Here is a 17,818-nt window from a genome sequence, read left to right on the forward strand (position 1 = left end):
CGATGCGTTGAGAAACCCTTTCAGGGTTTGTGCGGGGGCGGGCCTGGGTTCCTAGGGTGGCGCGGCTGCGCCGCTTACCCTAGGCTAGGATGTCTTACCCCTTTGGGGTATGTGCCCGCGGGCGTTGATATTTGGTGGGCGTTGTTTTTTGGTGGGCGTTGATAATTTGCGGACGTTGATATTAATGGGGGTGCCAGCAGGGCCAGGACCGGGTGTCGGCGGACGTGAGGACCCAGTGGGGATCCAGTCATGGCAAACGCACCACGAACATGCAAACGTGTACGCCCTGCATACGAAAGCCTACGCCGAAGGCGTTCGTCATCTTAGCCTAGGGTCGCGAACGTAGTGAGCGCACCCTAGGTGCGCGGGGCGATGATGTGCGGCAACCCTGTAGGGGTTGTTCAATCGTGGTGGGATCACATTACGGGGCATGCGATGCGTTGAGAAACCCTTTCAGGGTTTGTGCGTGGGGGGACCGGGTTCCTAGGGTGGCGCGGCTGCGCCGCTTACCCTAGGCTAGGATGTCTTACCCCTTTGGGGTATTTGCCCGCGGGCGTTGAGCGGCTAGGGCCTGTTGGCGCCTGCTGATACGGCGACGTCGTCGACGATGCCGTTGGTATGCCGGATTTTCACGCGCCAGCGCTTCGTTCCGAAATACTCGCCGCCGGGGCCCAAGTCGCAATCGAGGTACGCGCCGGTTTCATCCGACTTTTTTTCGATTTTGAAACCGTTGTCCGACATCACCTTCTCGGCTTTTTCAATGGGTGTGCCGGGCGGAGTTTGTTCGAGGATCCGCTGCTGCATTTTCTCCACACCGGGCAGACCGGCGTTGCGGAATTCGGCGGGGAGGTCGCTGGTTTGCAGCGGCTTCGGGGTATTGCACCCGGCAATTAGGAACAACGGCAACACGACCGCCAGAATACGTGAGATCATCGGTCACCCTTTTGATAAACACTGGCCGTGCCAGTGACACCCCAATTCATTGATTTTTGGCTGCACTCGATCTGTTTTTTATAACACGCACACGCCGCATCCAGCTTTTTGCCAATTCCCATTCCAGCCGGCAACAATAATGCCCGGCGAACAAATAAGCCGGTACGCCGCAAAACGCCAACCAGGCTAAGGCGGGAACACCGATGGCGACTGAAATGAAACAGGTCAGACCCGTCACGCAAAACAGGCCCGCTAGAAATCGCAGCACCGCCCAGCGGGACATGCCATGGCCCAGCAAACTGTGATGCATGTGTCGTCGATCGCCGTGCCAAACATCCTGTCCGATCAAAGCACGGCGGAGGATGGCCAAGGATGTGTCCAAAATTGGGACCGTCAATAATGCCACTGCGACACCGAGATGCAGTGCATCACCCGGTGCGCGCGGCGCTTGGATTGCTAAATACGACACGGTCATCCCGATCAGCATGCTGCCGGAATCTCCTAAATAGACGCGGGCCGGCGGCAGGTTATAAACCATGAAACCAATCAATGCTCCGGCGTGAATCAACGCCAACAGCGCGATTTCGGTGCGGTCGGTGATCACGGCGATCGCAGCGGCGGCAACTGACAATCCGACACCGGTCAATGATCCCAACCCGTCCATACCGTCTAAAAAGTTGATGGCGTTGATTCCGGAAACCAGCCACAGCACGGTTAGCATTTTTCCGAACATGCCTAGATCCCACACCGTGCCGAACACCCAAATGCGATCAACCGCATCACCGGCCATGACGATCGGTAGCACGGCGATGATTTGTCCGACAAACTTCCAGCGTGGTTTGAGATTGAAGACATCGTCGTATGCGCCGACCAGACAGATGATCAGCGAGGAGAGTAGCACAGGAACCAAGCCCCCGACGGGAACTTCGGTCAAAGCGGCGACGCAAGCAGCTAAGAGAATGGCGACGCAGACTGCCACTCCCCCGAGCGTGGGGACGGGATATTTTTGGCGTTTGCGTTGGCCATCGGGGCGATCCATGGCTCCGGTACGCGCAGCGACAAATCGCACGCCGGGCGTGAGAAATATCGCAGCCATAATTGCAATCACAAACGGGACACTCAGCATCCAGGCATCCATACCTTATGCTTTAGACACCCGCCGGAGCAGGTGTTCAGTCGATCAACGCGGTCAATCCATTCCCGCCGCGCACTACGGCAGGCCCGCGAAAGATAAGGGGTCGAGTGGCGGAGTATAAACGCTCATTAGAAATCGACAAACCCCATTATCGAGATACATTTCATGCTCGAAACGGTTGCGAGATTGGGCGGGCCAATGCGCGCGTTTGCCTTTTGAGACGACGGATTCCTGTTAGGTCACCACTACCGTAGACATGGCGCAGGGCGAAGCAAAGCAGCGGGAAGGGGCGTTTTTAAACCGGAGTTTGGGAACGCGGTGACAAAGGGATGTCAAACGACCTGGGGGCGAACTGGCGTTCGTCCCCAGCCACCCTTCCGTCGCAAAACATTGGCGACGCCAGTGGCACCCTTTTTCGGGCGGGCTCTTAGTCATCTCACTAGGCGGCGCGTGATTGTCGGTGTTGCTGTAATTCATGCACGACCGACCGCAGACCTTCGTCGAGGGTAATCGACGGTGCCCAAGCGACTTCTGTTGACAGCCGCTCGGTCACGGCGGAAATTTCCGGCGGGTTGTCGATGGAGGGTTCGCCGTTTTCGATGGTGGCATTGCCGCGGCCCACGGTTGCCACGAGTCGGGTTGCGATCTCTTCCAAAGTGACCGGTCGGCCTGAGGCGATATTCACCGGGCCGGTTACGTTGCTCTCCAACAATGTGGTGAGCGCGTCTCCGGCGTCATGCACGTGCAAATAATCGCGGACATGCGAGCCATGCCGGCAAATTGCTGATTTGTCGGCGAGCAAAGTTTTCACGGTTGAGGAGACAAAACGCTGATCCGATTCTCCCGGACCGTAAACGTTAAACAAACGGCCCCAGGCGGAACTTAAGCCAGTCGTGCGCGAGTACTCGGCGACCACTTGCTGCAAGGCGTTTTTAGACACTCCGTACAGACTCGTGGGACGTAACGGGGTCGTGATCTCGTCGCAGATTTCGGCGGATTCACCATATTCGGCACAACTGCCGGCGAAGACAGCCCGCTGCCCGCCGCAAGCTGAAAAGCCGCGCAACAATCCTAGGCTGGCCTCGATCCATTGCGCATTACTTGGCGAATTCCAAAACCGGCCATGCGTTGTTTCCCACGCCAAATGCAACAGGTGCGTCGGTTGGATCATCTGTAACATACGGCAGACGTAGTCGCTGTCAAACAGATCGCATTCATGGATCCGCATCCGCGGCGACGGCGCGAAGGGGCCGGTGTAGGTCCGCGAAGCGACATGCACTTCGTAACCATTGCGCAACAAGGCGTGTACGGCATGCCGGCCGATAAAACCTGTTCCGCCGGTCACAAACACAATTTTTTCATCCGTCATAAGAACGCTCCATCGTTTCCGCCACAGCGTGGGTCGCTGCAGTGGTCTCGTACTGAATCTGTCGGTCAAGGACCGGTCCAAAACTTTGGTCACGCTCTGAAATGCAACGAACTGGCAGCGGCCATTCGATGCCGATTGCCGGGTCGTCGTGGCAAAATCCGCGAGCGTGTTGGGGCGAATACGGGTGCCCCATTTGGTAAAACAATTCCGTGTCGGCGGTCAGTGTTTGAAATCCGTGCGCCATTCCACGGGGGATAAACAGCGTGCGACGATTGGCAGCGGTCAATTCCACGGCATGCCAACAGCCGTAGGTTTGCGAGTCGGCGCGGAGGTCGACGATCACGTCATAGGCTGCGCCACGGAGGCAGCAGACTAATTTTTGTTCGGCGTGCGGCGGCACTTGATAGTGCATGCCACGCAAAGTACCGCGACGGCGATTTTGTGACAGGTTGCATTGCACGATGTCGACATCAATACCATGTTCGCGGAGCGTCTCACGACAAAACGTCCGCGCGAAAAATCCGCGCTCATCGCGCCGCAAATCCGGCTGAATGACAAATGCGCCGGCCAAAGGTGTCTCGATTAGATTTATGGCAGCACCTCGACTTCCGGAATCGGCACCACGAATTGTCCGCCCCAGCGGCGGATTTCGGCCAGTTGCTGCGTGATCTCGTCGCGAAGATTCCAGGGAAAGATCACCACATAATCGGGGCGATGCATGTTGATCGCATCTGGATGCAAAATCGGAATCTGCGTGCCGGGAATAAAGTGTTGTTGTTTGCGCGGATTGCGGTCGACGGTGAAGTCGATGAATTCGACATCCACGCCGCAATAATTCAACAGAGTCGTCGCCTTGGCCGGTGCGCCATAACCGGCGACGCGCGCTCCTTTCAACTTCGCATCCAGCAAAAACTGTAACAACGACAATTTCGCCACGCGCAACTGGCGGTTGAAGTCGCGATACGTCTCGAGCCGCTCCAAACCGCGGCCCCGTTCTATCTCAATCAGTTCTTCAACAGCGGTCGCTATTTCAGGATTCGCCTCGGCATGCCGCGCGAAGACCCGCAATGACCCGCCGTGCGTCGGCAATTGCTCGACATCGGTGACAGTCAGATTGTGAGCTGCAAAGATCCCCTGCACGACGGCCAACGATAGGTAGGAAACGTGCTCGTGGTAAATCGTGTCGAACTGAATGGACTCGATCAGCCGCAACAAATGCGGAAACTCGACCGTGATCAAACCGTCGGGTTTCAATAACAATTTGAGGCCGGCAACAAAGTCGTTGATGTCCGGCACGTGAGCCAACACGTTGTTGGCGATCAATAAGTCGGCGTTTAATCCCCGCGCCGACAAATGCTCGGCATACGGTTTTCCGAAGAACGTTGCATCTGTGGGAATCCCGGCGGCGACGGCGACCTTGGCCACGTTTGCCGCTGGATCGACGCCGTGAACCGCGATGCCCTGTTTTTGAAAACAGCTCAGCAAACAACCATCGTTGCTGCCAATTTCCACAACCTGCGAGGCGTTGTCGAGTTGGAGTTGGGTTGCCATTCGTTCCGCGTACTGTTGGCAATGCCTTAACCAACTGCGGGAATAGGAAGAGACGTACGCATATTCCCCAAACAACGTTTGCGGCGATTCCAAGTGCTCCAATTGCACGAGTCGACATTCGGGACAGACTTGGACGTGCAGCGGATGGAACGGTTCCACCGCGCGCTGCCGATCCATGGGGACATAGGAATTCGCCAACGGCATCATTCCCAGGTCGGCGAACGTGACGTTTAACCGGCTTTGGCAAAACCGGCAGTGGGCACCTGTGTATTCAACGGTATCTTCGTGCCGAGAAATTGGCAAATTTGCTGTTGCGTCACCGCGCGTGCGTCGAGTCCGTTCTGAAACGCTTGGTACCATTGAACCGTCCATTGTAAAGCGGTGTCGAGTGTCGTGCGGGGCCACCATCCCAGTTCCTCCCGCGCCTTTTCACAATTCAGTTTGAGTGAATGAGCTTCGCACGGTTGCTCGCCGACGGCCAATTCCCAGGAGGCGTCTCCCTCCCACAATTCGGCCAGTCGATCGGCAATCACCGAAACCGGTTGTGCATCTTCATCGCGGGGACCGAAATTCCAAGCCTCGGAAAAATCGCCGGGGGCGTCCCACAGCTTTTCGGCCAACATTAAATAGCCCTTGAGCGGTTCCAAAACGTGTTGCCAGGGCCGCACGAACAGGGGATTGCGGATTGCGGCGGGTTGATCCGCTGCGAAGGCCCGCATCAAATCAGGAACCAGACGGTCTTCAGCCCAGTCGCCGCCGCCAATGACATTGCCGCTGCGGACCGTTGCGATGGCTGTCTCAGCTTTCGCCGTGGATGAGAAAAAGGAGTCGCGGTAAGCGGCGGTGATCAACTCGGCGCACCCCTTACTACTGCTGTAGGGATCGCTGCCTCCCATGGGGTCTGCTTCGACGAAGCCATGGATCGCGTCATGATTTTGGTAGCATTTGTCACTCGTGACGACAATCGCGACGCGGACACCAGATGTCTGTCGCACGGCTTCCAGCACGTGAGCCGTTCCCATGACGTTGGTAGCATAGGTTTCGAGCGGTTCGTGATAGGAGCGTCGCACCAAACTCTGCGCCGCCATGTGAATCACGATCTCCGGCTGTGCATCGCGAACCGTGGTGCGCAGGTGTTCGAAGTTGCGGACATCGCCGCGAATCGAGCGTAGGTCATCGTCAAGATGGGCGAGCTCAAACAGCGCTGGTTGTGTGGGGATGTCGCGGGCAAAACCGACGACCTCGGCGCCTAGCTCTTTGAGCAATAGACAGAGCCAAGCTCCCTTAAAGCCCGTATGGCCGGTCACCAGCACACGTTTTCCGCGCCAAAACGGCTGCCATAGTCTGCCGCCTTCCATGGCGTGCCCTCCTAAACTCATTTCCAGTGAGATCATTTTCGCCAGACGAAGTCCCTCGTCGAGCGAAAGCGGGGCGTAATGTGGCAGAAACATTCCGCAGGGTCAATATGTAATTGAGATGCCGTCCGGCAACTCAAATGACGATATTTTTAGCCACAGATGAAACACGGATCAAACACAGATTCGAGGAAGGCGGCAGACAAATCCCCAAACCGACGGCTTGCCGTCGTGCACGGTTATCCATGCCAAGTAACACCTTCGCACTGGCAAAGCCAGTGGCACCCTATTTTTCAGCTGTGATTATGCATGGGTGACGGGAATAGACACCGGTGGCGTGAAACCGCGTGGCCAACCGTTCTATTTTATCGTCGCACCGTGATTCATCGGTTTGACACAGCGGATGTCGCAGTTTTGGCAATTCGGGTCGCTGCGCAATTCGCCGCATAGCACGTCCGCGTGTGATTGATCGCGACAGAGTACAAAGAGCGTTGGGCCCCAGGATGTTTGGCCGATTCCCGTATAGCCCCGTTCCCGAATGACCGGTGCCAATTGTTGCATCGCCGGTGAGGCGAAGACTCCCCCTTGTGTCGGGGCAAAATATTCACCGACCATCCGACCGAATTCGTAAATGGCCGCACTACAGGCGTCGAAATCGGCTTCGATCACAGCCGGCATCATTTGCAATAATAAAATCCGGCAAAGCGTATCGGTCATGTCCGTCGGCATCGGGGCCATCTCGGCAAAGGCCTTCAATTCCGCTGATCCGGAGAGCCCGCTGAATTCTTTGGGGGTCACCAGCACAAATCGCCATTCGCTTGGAAACTCGGCGTGTCCCACCAGTGGGGCAACGGCGTCCTTGCTCCGTTTGCCGCCGTCGATGAGGAACCCTCCCCGCTCAAAACCGTGGATGCCCAGTCCCGACCGCAAACCCCGCCCGACACGTTCGGCCAACGGAATCGCAGGAGTCGCTGATTCACCAGCCAGCACCGCTAGCACGCGGGCGGTGGCCAAACCGAGTTGCGTTCCCGAACCGAGCCCCGCATGTGGCGGAATCACTTGCTCCAGGTTGATGCGGCAAGGGGGAGGCTGCTTGCCGTTTGGAATGGATTCCCGGTAGGCGCCGACGAATCGGCGCACGCGATCGGCAGCAATTTCGTCTCCAATTACCTCGTCAGCTTCGGCGACGGTTCCGCGCAGGCGATAACCGATTCCTGAGACCATCACCCCGGCGCCGCCGAATTGCCGCGAGATTTGGGGCGAATGCGCTAACAGCCCAAAATGTAGCCTCGCACCGGTTTCGACAACAACTTCGTCGGTCATGATCTCACTACTTCCGTCCGCCTCGGCCAAACGACTCTCGATTTCCGGTTTTTCTTCCCCCAGATTAACGAATCGGCTGTCGGGACGCAAAATCGTGGCGGTGGATATTTTTTGTGGTGAGAAATGTTGCCGCTGCGGGTTATCTTAAAACGCCATCGCCGCGAATCGGCATTGACTCAAAACGCCTTGCTGACGATCATTCCCGCCCCTCGCTAGCGATGGAGATCACCGAGTCACAGAAGTGCTCTGCCTCGCGGTGCGTTTCCCTTTCCGGCCGCGGTTGTCTGCTCTCTCCACAGGGAGCGAAACAATTGTCGCTGGGGCAAGGACTATAAAAACTTGATCTGTAGACTCTTTCGCAATGGATTGCGACCGACGATGTCCAATGATTTAATCCAGGTTCTGCAAAACCTTGGCCGCCCACAGGTGTTGGTGTTGGGCGACTTAATACTCGACCGTTACATCTGGGGCGACGCCGAACGGGTTAGCCAGGAAGCGCCCGTTATACTGCTGCAAGCCGATCGCAGTGAAACCCGTTTGGGCGGTGCTGCGAACGTCGCGCAGTTATTGCGGGGATTAGAAGCCGGCGTTTCGCTCGCAGGTGTCACCGGTGATGACCTCGACGGACGCGAACTCCGCAGTGAACTAGAAGCCTTGGATGTGAATTGTGATGCGGTGCTCGTCGACGACACGCGTCCCACGACCGTCAAGGAACGCTTCATCGGACGCGCGCAACATCGGCATCCGCACCAAATGCTCCGCGTGGATCGTGAACAGCGCACGGCGCTGGACGCCCAACGCTCGGAGACCTTGCTGCAGACCGTCCTGCCGTTGATTGAAAAACACCAAGTCGTGTTGATCTCCGATTATGCCAAAGGCGTGTGTACTCCGGAAATCGTGCAACAGATCATTACCCACGCTCGTCAAGTCGGCGTCCCGGTGATTGTCGATCCGCGACCGGGCGAGGACTATTCGCTGTATCACGGTGCGACGGCCGTCACGCCGAATCGTTTAGAAACCACGCGGGCGACCGGCATCAATGTGCAATCCAGTGATGATGCTTTTGCCGCGGGACGGCAATTGTGCGAAGAACTGGACCTGAAGAATGCGTTTGTGACACTTGATAGCGACGGCATCGCTGTGGTCCAAGCGAATGGGGACGCGGAATTGCTGCCGACGCGCAGACGTGAGGTTTACGACATTACCGGCGCGGGAGACATGGTGCTGGCGACGATTGGTGTCGCCATGGCCGATGGGGTCTCGTTGGCGGACACCGCCCGTTTGGCGAATATCGCCGGCGGTTTGGAGGTCGAGCAGATCGGGGTGGTTCCCATCACGCGCGACCAAATGTTGGGGGACCTACTGACTGGTCCGCGTAAGACCTACCAAAAAGTCTGCGATCTCGACGAACTTGCTCAGCACGTTTCCGCGCGGCGACAATTGAAACAAAAAATCGTGCTCACCAACGGCTGCTTTGATTTGTTGCATGTGGGACATGTGCATTATCTGCAACAAGCCGCCGATGAAGGGGATTGCCTGATCGTCGCCGTCAACAGCGACGCGAGCATCCGCCGCTTGGACAAGGCTCCGGATCGCCCGTTGTTTCCGCAACAGGAGCGAGCCACTATGTTGGCCGCTTTGGACGCGGTGGACTATGTGCTGGTCTTTGACGAAGAAACACCGCACGCCCTGCTGGATCGCCTCCGACCTGATTTGTTGGTCAAGGGGGGGACGTATCGCCGCGATGAGATCGTGGGTTGGGAACTTGTGGAATCCTATGGCGGCGACGTAAAGCCATTGTCGGTCATTCCCGGTGTCTCCACGACACAGATCGTTGAACGGTTGCGGGGCCAGACGATTTTGAAGAGACCCGCTGTTTCTCAAGCTCATGCGCCGGAGCGAAAAGCAGGATGAAAATTGCAATGTTTTGCCCGAACTGGGTCGGCGACCTCGTGATGGCGACTCCCGCACTGCGCGCCGTGCGCAATCGATACCCCCGCGCGGAGATCATCGGCATCATGCGGCCGTATCTTTCCGACGTACTCGACGGGACGGGGTTGATTGATCGTGAATTGTTTTACGACCCGCGTGGCGCCAATCCAGCGCAGCGTGGATGGTCACTCAGCCGCCAATTGCGCTACGAAGACATCGATTTAGCATTGTTGTTCACCAACTCATTTCGAACAGCCATGATCGCTTGGGCGGGGCGGATTGAACGTCGCGTCGGTTTTGCTCGCGATGCGCGGCGCTGGTTGCTGACGGATGCTTTGAAACCAAAATCTCGACGAACTCCGCATCCGGTGATCGACGAGTATTGGCGCTTGGCAGCGTATGTCGGTGCGAAATCCACCGGCGGAACCGCTGAGCGACGGCAGATGGAGTTGGCCACCAGCTCTGAAGATGAACTGCGGTTTCAACGGATTCTGGCCCGTATTGGGTCGCCGGAGGAAACGCGGGGACTCGTCTGTTTGAATTCCGGAGGCGCCTTCGGAGCCGCGAAGCATTGGCCGACGTCCTCGTTCGCCGAGTTGGGTCGATTGATTGCCGATAAATTTCATAAACAAGTCCTGGTGTTGTGTGGACCGGCCGAGCAAGCGCAAGCCCGCGAGATTGTTCGCCTTGCCGGACATCCGCACGTGGTCAGCCTCGCCGGCGAATCGCCCAGCCTGCGATTGACTAAAGCGGCCATCCGTCAAGCCGATTTATTGGTCACGACCGATTCCGGTCCACGGCATTTTGCCGCTCCGTTCAATGTCCCGGTTGTCACGATTTTTGGGCCAACGCACATCGCTTGGAGCGAAACCTTTTACCCCAAGGCGGTCCATTTGCAGCTGCATGTCGATTGCGGACCTTGTCAAAAACGGGTCTGTCCGCTCGGGCATCATCGTTGCATGCAGGAATTGGGCGTGGATCGCGTGTTCAGTGCGGTGACGAGACAGTTGCACGAAACCGCACGTCGGTCCGTGGCTTAGTGCTTTGTCACAGTTAAATTTTAGGGTTGTGTGTCACTGGCTTTGCCAGTGCGAGTTCAAAAGATCGGAAGTGTTACCAGGCACTGGCAGAGCCAGTGGCACCCCTGGTAATGATTGGCCGGCGAAACGATAAGCTGCGTCGCACTACAAACATTCTTCTAGTTCGGACCTCATGGCTATCAGTACCGTACAACAGGTCAAAACACCGAAAGCCGCCCCCCCTGCCCTTGACCGGCAGCCGTTGAAGATCGCGATTGCGCGGCGCTATTACTCCCTGCAACGCGGTGGAGCGGAGCGGTACTGTGTGAATCTATCACGGCAGTTGCTCAAGCTGGGGCATGATGTTTCGTTTGTCGGCGAAGGCATCGACGACGCGCTGAGCGACGAGTTGCCGTTTTTTCCCGTTCGCGTGCAATCCTCGACTTCCTCGGCCCGCAATCGCTCGTTTGCCGAGAACTGCGGCAAGGTGATTGCCGGGCAGAATTTCGATATTGTCTATGGATTGGGTCGCAGTCTGGGCGTCGACCTGTTTCGGGTGACCGAACGACTGCAATCGCACTGGTTGAACGTGCACTATCGCAATCGGGCGCATCGGTTACTGCAGCAACTCAATCCGCGGCACCGGACGCTCATCGAGTTGGAACGAACGATCTGCCAGTCACCACAAACGCGGCGGATTGTGACGATTTCCTCCGTCGACGGCGCGTTGTTGCAGCGGTATTACGACGTGCCGCCGGAGAAAATCCGCACGATTTATAACGGCGTCGACATTGATCACTTTCATCCCCGCGCTCAACAGTTTTCCGCAGAGGTCCGTCGCGAATGGGGGATTGGGGAACACGATCCGCTGATTACGTTTGCTTCCATGGATTTTGCGGGCAAGGGACTGCGGACCATCTTGGAGTCGCTTCGCTCAGCTCGCAATCAAGAGATTCAACTTCTGGTATTGGGACGGGGGCCGCAACACAAGTTTGCGAGACTGGCCAAACAATTGGGCGTCGCGAACCGCGTCACCTTCGCCGGACGACAAGACAAAATTGAGCGGTTTTATGCAGCGGGGGATCTGATGGTTCTCCCGACGACGTATGAACCGTTTCCCAATGTGGTCGTCGAATCGATGGCCTGTGGAGTTCCCGCGATTACGACTGCCACCGCCGGCGGTGCGGACATGATTGACGAAGAAGCCACCGGCTACCTGTTGCCCGATAGCTGGGCAGTAGGCGAATTGGCAGAACGACTGGACCACCATTTTTCGAAAACGGACGCCCAGCGCGAATTGATGGCGACTGCCAGTCGGGCCAGGACAGCCACGATGACGGTCGAAAACAATGCGCGGCAAGTTTCGGAGTTGTTCTACGAGGTGTTGCGTGACAAGTCTCGCGTTTGAGGATTGGCAAAGCGGAAAGTTGCGCGTGAATCGCGACTTCGCGCAGATCCTCCGCAGCAACCAACTCGACACGTTCGATGCATTGATGAATCTCACCGGCGGCACGATTGCCAAAAACCTGTTGGCGGAACGGACCACAACGCGGATCACGCTGCAAGATGGGGAGCATTCCCGTGGATTTTACATCAAACGCCATTTGCCCTCGCCGCTCAAAGAATACTTCAAACCCTTGTTGCGGCTGACTTGGCCGATACTGGGCGCCCGCAACGAATGGGATGCTCTGCTCGAATTCCACACAGCTAAAATTCCGACCATGACACCGGTGGCACTAGGTGAAGTGGGGCGGTATTCGTTTCTGGTGACCGAAGCGATCGATGGGTACACGAAGCTGCCGGAATGGTTGGCACAACAACCGGCGACGGCTGATTTGACGCCGGTCGTGGACCGCGTGGCTGAGATCGCACGGCGGATGCATGTCTCGGGATTGCATCACCAAGATTTTTACTTGGGACACTTGTTGATCCGCCAAGGCGAAGATGATTTTGACGTGCGGGTCATCGACTTGGGCCGCGCACGGGCGTCGGCCCACCTGTCGCAGCGTTGGATCATCAAAGATTTAGCGCAGTTAGACTATTCCGCCCGGCACATGCGAATCCGCGAGCAGGTGCGGTTTTTGCATGGCTATTTCGGCGGTTCACGGCGACTCGACCCGGCTGAAAAGCGCCTCGTACGACGAATCCGCAACAAGTCCCGCTGGATTGCACGGCACTCGCAGAAGAATCGGTTGTGAGGGGTGAGGCCTGAGGCTTGAGGCGACAGGCTTGAGGGGTGAGGTTGTGGGCGGTAGACCGTAGACGGTAGGAAAGCGTCCTGCCCAGCAGATCATGACTGCCTCACGCTTTTCTCACGCCTGTCACCTCATGCCTCAGGTCTCTGTCCATCGAATCTTTTATCGGATTCTGATACCGTCACCGGTTCATGCTGCCTTGTTGTCTTGAGCGGCCGCTGTTTGCCGGGGTTCTTCGGTGTTCCAAAGGGATTTCTATTCATGAATGATGCCACCGCTGCCTTGATTGTGGCGATCATTTCTTATCTCGTCGGTGCGATTCCGTTTGGCTATTTGATTCCCAAATGGTGTAAGGGGATCGATATACGCGAGCATGGCAGTGGAAATCCGGGGGCGACGAATGTGCTCCGCACCATGGGGAACGAGTGGGGAATTCTGGTGCTGTGCCTGGACCTGCTCAAGGGATTGTTGCCAGTATGGCTGTTGCCCATGTGGTTGTTGCCTAGCGACAGTCCGGCGATGCTTCATCTGCGTGTGCTGGCAGGAGTGGCGGCCATTGTGGGGCATATGTTGCCGGTGTATTTGCAGTTTCGCGGCGGCAAAGGTGTGGCAACTGCCTTGGGGGTCGTGATCGTACTGGGAGGATGGGGAACGCCGGTAGCTGTGGCAACGTTTCTAATCACATTCGCCGCATGGCGACTGGTGGCGCTCAGTTCGATGCTTGCAGTCAGCGCATTTGCGATCACGCAACTAGTGGTGCTTTATCCGTATCCGTCCCAGACGTGGAGCTTGCTGGGTTTTAGCGTTGCGGCGCCGTTGCTGATCATCTATCGGCACCGCAGCAATATCGTACGATTGTGGAATCGCGAGGAGGAAAGAACGGAGATCGGCAAACGCTCTTCGTCTGTAAAAAACGAGGTTCCGACGGAGTCCGATGAAGATTCAGCGGCGTGATTTGGTGCGGCGCAGCGGTTGCGGGGCCGATGACACAAAAAAAACGGGTGGGCTTTCAGCCGACCCGGATGTCGTTGGTCAACTCCAAAACTTCGTCGATGGTGTTCATGGCTGCGTGCGATGCCAGTTGTTTGGCATAGTAGCTGGACGTCCGTCCCGTGAGCACGAGATGATCGGCCAGCAGATCAACCTGCAGACCTTGAATCATCCCATTGGTGTGTTGCAGCACCTGTTGGCGGACGCGTTCGTCGAGCGGCATTTGTATCTCAGCCGCTGGCGTATGTAATCGCATGTCTGTTTCCTCCTTGATGAAAAGTCGCTGTGCGATTTCGTCTCTCAAGTTTCCGGAAGACGAGTCGGCGGACTCCAATTGCATGAAGCAACCGGCGGCCCGAGTCCGGTTTTCGGCAACGCGGAGAACTTGCGTCAGCGCGGTCTTAATGAAAGCCCGCTCAAACGGCAAAGCCATTTGCATCGCAGAAAGAAGCCAATCGCGTTTCTCGTGTCCTTGATGTCGCGTCGACTGATTGTAAGTGAGCTTGAGGGACTTGCGGGCGGCAGGCTGCTCGTCTTTGAATCGGCTCGTCAATAAGAGGGGACAACCAGGGGATGTCCTCAAAGAACCGCTCAACAAATCCAACACCCAACTGTAGTGCATCCCCCACAATACGTCAAATGATATCTAGCGGCTTACGGTCTGATTCACGAAAAACTCATCATGATTCCCACAAGGCGTTTCCGCGCGACGACGAATTTGCGATGATACCCGCACGCCCCAAAACCAACCCGCCATCGTGCGGCAACAATTGGCAACGTTTCGACTCATTTCCCCCATCCGAATTTCACTGAAAAACACAAAAGGAATGATGGACACTATGGATCAACCCGCCTTGGAGTTTCTCAAAGCGTTACTGTCCGCCCCCAGCCCTTCGGGGTATGAGCAACCGGTGCAAGCCGTGGTCCGAGAATTTGCCGACAAATTCGCGGCTGAGGTGACCACCGACTGGCATGGAAACGTCATCGCCGCTGTCAATCCGACCGGTTCGCCGCGGATCATGCTCGCCGGGCATTGCGATCAAATCGGCCTGATGGTCAAGCATATTGACGACGAAGGTTATGTCTGGGTCGACCCGATTGGCGGCTGGGATGTGCAGATGCTGATCGGCCAAAACATGCTGATCCACAATGCAGCGGGAGCGGTCCCCGGGGTTATCGCCCGCAAAGCGATTCATCTACTCACCCCCGATGAACGCAAACAAGTCCCTGAGATGTCGGACCTATGGATCGACATCGGTGCCAAGGACAAAGCCCAGGCGGAGGAATTGATCGCAATCGGTGACCCGGTGACGTTTGAATTGGGATTCCGGGAATTGCAAAACGGCTTGGCGACCGCTCCCGGCATGGACAACAAGGTCGGTGCCTGGGTGGTGATGAATGCACTCAAGCAGGTGGCCGCCGGGAATCCGCAGGCAGCGGTCTTCGCTGTTTCCACCGTTCAAGAAGAAATTGGTCTGCGTGGTGCCAAAACGAGTGCCTATTCGATTGAGCCGCAATTAGGAATTGCTGTCGACGTCACGCACGCCACCGATTGCCCGACCGTCGATAAGCAAAAATACGGCGACATCAAAATGGGCAGCGGCCCGGTGGTGTATCGCGGCCCGAACGTCAATCCGGTGATGCACGAACAACTGAAATCGACATCCGCCACGAGTAAAATTCCTGCGCAAATCGCCGGTATCTCCCGCCCCGCGGGGAACGACGCCAACGCCATGCAAATCAACCAAGGGGGCATGGCCACCGCCATTGTGGCGATTCCCAATCGGTATATGCACAGCCCGGTGGAGGTGATTTCGCTGGACGACCTAGAAAATGCCGCGCAACTCATTGCGGAATTTTGTCTGTCGCTGACGCCTGAGAGTGACTTCACGCCCTGATTGTGAATTTGGGCGAGCCCAGTGGAATTTGTATGAACCGCCGGCGGCAATTTTGCGTTGCCGCATCAGAAAGACGATTTTCACCGAAACACCGGACCTGACAGTAAGCTATGCCGAACATCACCTGCCCCCAATGCCGTGCCGAGATTGATGACGATTTGTGGGAAAGCACGGGACGGGCCGAATGTCCGTTTTGCGGGGCAGACATGCCGGAATTGGCAACCGCTGCTCCTATTGAAAACAGCGTCTCCGGTGCAGAAGCTGGGCGGATTTCTCTGCCGCCGTTGCCGTCAAAAAGTGTGATTCAAATCATCGAAGCCTCGCCCGACCGCCGCGTGTTTTACATACCTGGCGGCCGAGCGGGGGGCATCGGTTTTTTTGCGTTGGTCTGGAACGGCTTTATGGCGGTGTTTACGACGGTGATGATATCGTCGGGGCTGGGTGACAAACCGGGTGACATGCCCCCGCTAGGTCTTGCCGCCTTTCTCAGTCTGTTTTGGATCATCGGACTTGGCCTTGCGTATTGGTGGGTCAAAGCCAGATTCCAAAGACTGTTCGTGATGCTCGATCCGGGACGGATCGTAATCCAACGCGTTTTATTTGGCCGCAAGCGGGTCGATGAAACGGAGCTAAAGAAGACCTCGCGGGCCGAATTGATTGAGGCTTACCGACAAAACAACCGTCCGGTGTATCGCATCGAAATCGTCGGCGATAACCGCACAGCTAAGTTTGGCACATCGTTGGAACGGGAGGAGAAGAACTGGTTCGTCGACCGCATCAACGAGTTTTTGCACCCTGCTGGGACACCGCCGACCGGTGCTGCCAAATTCTGTTCTCAATGCGGTGAAGGTCTCCAGGAGGCCCAACCCGATCCCGTGACCGGAGCGGTGACTTGTTCTGCTTGCGGCACCATGGTTTCCAGCGCGAACATCGACGCTGAAGGGGAAATGACCGAGGCCAAAGAGAATGCGGAGATCGACACAGCCGAACTTGTTCAACCAACCGACGTGATCATCGATGAACAACGCGGAGATCATTTAAAGTTTCATCTCCCGATTTGTTCGCACGCAACGCTGTCCTGGATCGTGGCCGGCATGGCGTTTTTGTTTGGTGGTATTTTTCTGGCAACCAGCTTGGCGAATTTGGTCAATTTTGAAAAATTCGATCTGATAAGAACGTTGTTCCTCATTCCGTTTGTGATGGGCGGACTGGTGCCGATCAGCGTGGGCCTCTTCGCACTGCGTGGCCGCATTACGGCCGATATTACATCGCAGCGGATCAAAGTCCGCTATCATTTGGGGCTAATCGGAAAATCCAAAGAGATGGCGACCGACCAAATCACCGAAGTGAAACTCATGACCGGCGCGCCCTCCGATTCCCGCATCCAGAACAAATCAGGCCGGTCGCACAGCAATAACATCGCTGCCAGCGTCGTCAAATCAGCCGACCACATGATCCCGCTCACCCTGATCCACGACAAACCAACCGCCCGCTACGTCACGCAACTGGTACGACGCCAATTGCGAGAAATGGGTGTCGAGTTCCCGTAGACGATGTTGTGCTTTCGCGAGGAGATGTTGTGCGCGGGTCTCCGACCCCGCACTCGCCCGACCGCAGGTCTCCCGCAGAACGTGGATTCGAAACCGCCGTTGTTAGTAAAAAAGCCTCACGCAAAGCCGCAAAGCTCGCAAAGAGATTTGCGATGTTGATGTGGTTAGCATCGGTTTGCGTAGATCGCGCCGTACCTGCCCAAGCAATTTGCTTACAAAAATGCTACCCACACCACACAGCCTCCCTTTCTGAATCCGTTTCTCCTGGTCACTCCATTGCGGTCTTTGCGACTTAGCGTGAGTCTTTTTGTCTGCGTTATGGAGTTTGACGGCTAAAGCCTCAGCAGCGAGAACCCCCGTAGAACGGGGGTCGATTCGGCGGGTTATCTCCCCCCACCCCGCCGTAAACGACGGGGCTAATACCGCTGCGCGGGGCGCCCGGTGAACCGGGCTTTTGTGCTCACTACGGTCTCGGTGGTTGTCGTCCGGTCCTGGGATCCTCAGTCGGATGGCAACGTAAAGACAGATGGACCGACTGAATATATCGGTAAATTTCGTTGGTCGTTTC

The 17,818-nt window shown here is 56.7% G+C and carries 15 protein-coding genes; 7 read left to right on the forward strand and 8 right to left on the reverse strand.

Annotated features, from left to right (window positions below; all coding sequences use genetic code 11):
• Positions 1 to 564: 564 nt before the first annotated feature.
• From Mal52_RS26920 to Mal52_RS26950, 7 genes are all read right to left on the reverse strand, one after another.
• On the reverse strand, positions 565 to 933 hold the full coding sequence (locus Mal52_RS26920; RefSeq protein ID WP_145379842.1) for a hypothetical protein: 369 nt from the start codon (positions 931 to 933) through the stop codon (positions 565 to 567).
• Positions 934 to 979: 46 nt separating this feature from the next.
• Positions 980 to 2,059, reverse strand: a complete 1,080-nt coding sequence (locus Mal52_RS26925) for an MraY family glycosyltransferase (protein ID WP_197534488.1) — start codon at positions 2,057 to 2,059, stop codon at positions 980 to 982.
• A 448-nt stretch (positions 2,060 to 2,507) separates the two neighbouring features.
• Complete coding sequence (locus Mal52_RS26930; RefSeq protein WP_145379845.1) at positions 2,508 to 3,437, reverse strand: NAD-dependent epimerase/dehydratase family protein; 930 nt, start codon at positions 3,435 to 3,437, stop codon at positions 2,508 to 2,510.
• Complete coding sequence (gene rfbC, locus Mal52_RS26935) at positions 3,427 to 4,077, reverse strand: dTDP-4-dehydrorhamnose 3,5-epimerase (protein WP_338054800.1); 651 nt, start codon at positions 4,075 to 4,077, stop codon at positions 3,427 to 3,429. Before rfbC ends, Mal52_RS26930 begins: the two co-directional genes overlap by 11 nt.
• Positions 4,026 to 5,192 carry a class I SAM-dependent methyltransferase gene (locus Mal52_RS26940; RefSeq protein ID WP_420824962.1) on the reverse strand — a complete coding sequence of 389 codons (1,167 nt, stop codon included), beginning with the start codon at positions 5,190 to 5,192 and terminating at the stop codon, positions 4,026 to 4,028. Before Mal52_RS26940 ends, rfbC begins: the two co-directional genes overlap by 52 nt.
• Positions 5,193 to 5,218: 26 nt before the next feature.
• Complete coding sequence (gene rfbG, locus Mal52_RS26945; RefSeq protein ID WP_145380797.1) at positions 5,219 to 6,346, reverse strand: CDP-glucose 4,6-dehydratase; 1,128 nt, start codon at positions 6,344 to 6,346, stop codon at positions 5,219 to 5,221.
• A gap of 357 nt (positions 6,347 to 6,703) precedes the next feature.
• Positions 6,704 to 7,666 (reverse strand): beta-ribofuranosylaminobenzene 5'-phosphate synthase family protein, encoded by a 963-nt coding sequence (locus Mal52_RS26950; RefSeq protein ID WP_145379849.1) that lies wholly within the window; start codon positions 7,664 to 7,666, stop codon positions 6,704 to 6,706.
• Positions 7,667 to 8,044: 378 nt separating this feature from the next.
• Here Mal52_RS26950 and rfaE2 point away from each other — a divergent pair, with 378 nt between their 5' ends.
• The 5 genes from rfaE2 (at position 8,045) to plsY (ending at position 13,766) form a co-directional block, all read left to right on the forward strand.
• Complete coding sequence (rfaE2, locus tag Mal52_RS26955; protein WP_145379851.1) at positions 8,045 to 9,580, forward strand: D-glycero-beta-D-manno-heptose 1-phosphate adenylyltransferase; 1,536 nt, start codon at positions 8,045 to 8,047, stop codon at positions 9,578 to 9,580.
• On the forward strand, positions 9,577 to 10,638 hold the full coding sequence (gene waaF / locus Mal52_RS26960) for a lipopolysaccharide heptosyltransferase II (protein ID WP_145379853.1): 1,062 nt from the start codon (positions 9,577 to 9,579) through the stop codon (positions 10,636 to 10,638). Before rfaE2 ends, waaF begins: the two co-directional genes overlap by 4 nt.
• Positions 10,639 to 10,810: 172 nt before the next feature.
• A complete protein-coding gene (locus Mal52_RS26965) occupies positions 10,811 to 12,025 on the forward strand; it encodes a glycosyltransferase family 4 protein (RefSeq protein WP_231962457.1) in 1,215 nt (404 codons plus the stop codon).
• Positions 12,006 to 12,815, forward strand: a complete 810-nt coding sequence (locus tag Mal52_RS26970) for a lipopolysaccharide kinase InaA family protein (RefSeq protein WP_197534491.1) — start codon at positions 12,006 to 12,008, stop codon at positions 12,813 to 12,815. Before Mal52_RS26965 ends, Mal52_RS26970 begins: the two co-directional genes overlap by 20 nt.
• A 258-nt stretch (positions 12,816 to 13,073) precedes the next feature.
• Complete coding sequence (gene plsY, locus Mal52_RS26975) at positions 13,074 to 13,766, forward strand: glycerol-3-phosphate 1-O-acyltransferase PlsY (protein WP_145379857.1); 693 nt, start codon at positions 13,074 to 13,076, stop codon at positions 13,764 to 13,766.
• Positions 13,767 to 13,821: 55 nt separating this feature from the next.
• On the opposite strand, the gene Mal52_RS26980 is transcribed toward plsY, so the two are convergent.
• Entirely contained in the window at positions 13,822 to 14,424 is a 603-nt protein-coding gene (locus Mal52_RS26980) for a hypothetical protein (RefSeq protein ID WP_145379859.1), read from the reverse strand.
• 217 nt (positions 14,425 to 14,641) lie between these two features.
• On the opposite strand from Mal52_RS26980, the gene Mal52_RS26985 reads away from it, so the two are divergent.
• Both Mal52_RS26985 and Mal52_RS26990 read left to right on the forward strand, forming a co-directional pair.
• Entirely contained in the window at positions 14,642 to 15,700 is a 1,059-nt protein-coding gene (locus tag Mal52_RS26985) for a M42 family metallopeptidase (RefSeq protein ID WP_145379861.1), read from the forward strand.
• Between the two features lie 110 nt (positions 15,701 to 15,810).
• A complete protein-coding gene (locus Mal52_RS26990) occupies positions 15,811 to 17,250 on the forward strand; it encodes a zinc ribbon domain-containing protein (RefSeq protein WP_145379863.1) in 1,440 nt (479 codons plus the stop codon).
• Positions 17,251 to 17,818: the final 568 nt, after the last annotated feature.

Source organism: Symmachiella dynata (assembly GCF_007747995.1).
Taxonomy (GTDB): Bacteria; Planctomycetota; Planctomycetia; order Planctomycetales; family Planctomycetaceae; genus Symmachiella; species Symmachiella dynata.

What these genes read in the sequence shown, in the direction of transcription:
- Mal52_RS26920 (WP_145379842.1), bottom strand. Translation starts at nt 933, where the DNA reads ATGATCTCACGTATTCTGGCGGTCGTGTTGCCGTTGTTCCTAATTGCC.
- Mal52_RS26925 (WP_197534488.1), bottom strand. Translation starts at nt 2,059, where the DNA reads ATGCTGAGTGTCCCGTTTGTGATTGCAATTATGGCTGCGATATTTCTC.
- Mal52_RS26930 (WP_145379845.1), bottom strand. Translation starts at nt 3,437, where the DNA reads ATGACGGATGAAAAAATTGTGTTTGTGACCGGCGGAACAGGTTTTATC.
- Mal52_RS26940 (WP_420824962.1), bottom strand. Translation starts at nt 5,192, where the DNA reads ATGCCGTTGGCGAATTCCTATGTCCCCATGGATCGGCAGCGCGCGGTG.
- rfbG (WP_145380797.1), bottom strand. Translation starts at nt 6,346, where the DNA reads ATGGAAGGCGGCAGACTATGGCAGCCGTTTTGGCGCGGAAAACGTGTG.
- Mal52_RS26950 (WP_145379849.1), bottom strand. Translation starts at nt 7,666, where the DNA reads ATGACCGACGAAGTTGTTGTCGAAACCGGTGCGAGGCTACATTTTGGG.
- rfaE2 (WP_145379851.1), top strand. Translation starts at nt 8,045, where the DNA reads ATGTCCAATGATTTAATCCAGGTTCTGCAAAACCTTGGCCGCCCACAG.
- waaF (WP_145379853.1), top strand. Translation starts at nt 9,577, where the DNA reads ATGAAAATTGCAATGTTTTGCCCGAACTGGGTCGGCGACCTCGTGATG.
- Mal52_RS26965 (WP_231962457.1), top strand. Translation starts at nt 10,811, where the DNA reads ATGGCTATCAGTACCGTACAACAGGTCAAAACACCGAAAGCCGCCCCC.
- plsY (WP_145379857.1), top strand. Translation starts at nt 13,074, where the DNA reads ATGAATGATGCCACCGCTGCCTTGATTGTGGCGATCATTTCTTATCTC.
- Mal52_RS26980 (WP_145379859.1), bottom strand. Translation starts at nt 14,424, where the DNA reads ATGCACTACAGTTGGGTGTTGGATTTGTTGAGCGGTTCTTTGAGGACA.
- Mal52_RS26985 (WP_145379861.1), top strand. Translation starts at nt 14,642, where the DNA reads ATGGATCAACCCGCCTTGGAGTTTCTCAAAGCGTTACTGTCCGCCCCC.
- Mal52_RS26990 (WP_145379863.1), top strand. Translation starts at nt 15,811, where the DNA reads ATGCCGAACATCACCTGCCCCCAATGCCGTGCCGAGATTGATGACGAT.